Genomic DNA, 1519 nt, shown 5'->3' on the forward strand with positions numbered 1-1519 from the left:
ACCGGATCGCGGATTTCCGGGGCCACCCACATGCGACAGCGCGATCCGTGTTGCTGGAAATGGCATTCGTCCAGGCTTCCGAGTAGACGAGGAGGTTTCCCCCCTCGCCCCTCACAGACCCGGACGAGCCCAATTAAGGCATCCGGTTCCTCATCGTACAGATTCGCTCATAGAGGCATGTAACGATGGACGATCCGAGACCGCGGCAAAGGGAACCGTTCCAGGATCCCCTTGAACGCAGCCCATGGCAGAGGGCTTTTGTTCGACCGTCGCGATAACCACTTGCGCCAGATACGCTCGACCTTGAACTTCATGGTCGCCAGGCGCTCCGAATTACCGCTGATGCCAAAGTATGCATAGTGCCCCTTTAGCATTCGGCAAAGGCGTTGGTGCTGATCCCGCACCGGCCAGGTCCGCATAGCGCGGCATTGCCGGTTGATCGCCTTGAGCGTACGCGCAACGCGATCTGTTGCGGTCAGCTGTCGCACTACCGCCTTGCCCTTCGCCGAGGTCACCCACACGTGGGTGAACCCGAGGAACTTGAAGGTCGTGGCCAACGCTCCCTGTTGATCATCATGACCAGGCTTGGGCCGGAAGCGGAAATCAATCATCTGGGTTTTGTCCGGGTGTAATTCCAACCCGTATTTACCCAGTCGCTTCCCCAGCACCTGCAAGACGCGCTCCGCATCATCCCTGTACGCAAATAACACGACAAAGTCATCAGCGAAACGCACCAGGGTGCTTGGACCACGAAGGCGCGGCTGCACCTCCACGGCGAACCATTCGTCCAGTACATAATGCAGAAAGACGTTAGCCAGGCAGGGCGATATCACCCCGCCTTGAGGGGTACCAGTGTCGGGGTAAGACAGCTGCCCATCTTCCAGCACCCCCGCTTTCAGCCACTTGTCGATCAGTCTTCGTACCACTCCATCTGTGACTCTTCTGGCTAAGAACTCTCTCAGTTTGGCTTGGTCAATGCTGTCAAAATATTTTCGAACATCGACATCCAGCACCCACCGACCACCTTGCTGCGTAATCCCCTTCCATATAGCCTGCAGTGCCTGGTGCGCACTGCGAGCCGGCCGGAAGCCGAACGAGCAGTCCTGAAAATCCTGTTCGTAGATCGGCTCCAGCAGCATAACGATGGCGCGCTGCGCCACCTTGTCTTCAAAGGAGGGGATGCCGAGCCCGCGAAGGCCGCCGTCCGCCTTTTCGATGAATTGACGACGAACCGGCGGAGCGCGATATCGGCCCGACTTGAGCCGGTCGATCAAACCACAGAGGTTCTGCTCCAGGTTGGCCGCATAGTCCTCCCCAGTCTGACCGTCTACCCCGACCGCACCATCCTTACGCGTGCGGTCGTAGGCGTACTTCACCCACTCGTAGTCGATATAGTGGTTCAGTGAGGAGAGGGCCATCTCTGGATTGCTCCTCGCCAGCATGGGTAGAGTCGAGATGTGGCGCGGTAGCGGTAGGTTCGGTTTGTCTGTTGCGGCCACTTTCGTCTGGCGGTGCCCAA

Annotated in this window: 1 protein-coding gene; it reads right to left on the bottom strand. The window is 58.5% G+C overall.

All coding sequences use genetic code 11. The features are described 5' to 3' along the window. Positions 1-167: 167 nt before the first annotated feature. Positions 168-1519: group II intron reverse transcriptase/maturase (ltrA, locus tag ACGLHR_RS51670; RefSeq protein ID WP_400103871.1), on the bottom strand; the 1352-nt coding region annotated here is incomplete at its 5' end.

The organism is Cupriavidus sp. CuC1 (assembly GCF_044627735.1).
Classification (GTDB): Bacteria; Pseudomonadota; Gammaproteobacteria; order Burkholderiales; family Burkholderiaceae; genus Cupriavidus; species Cupriavidus ulmosensis.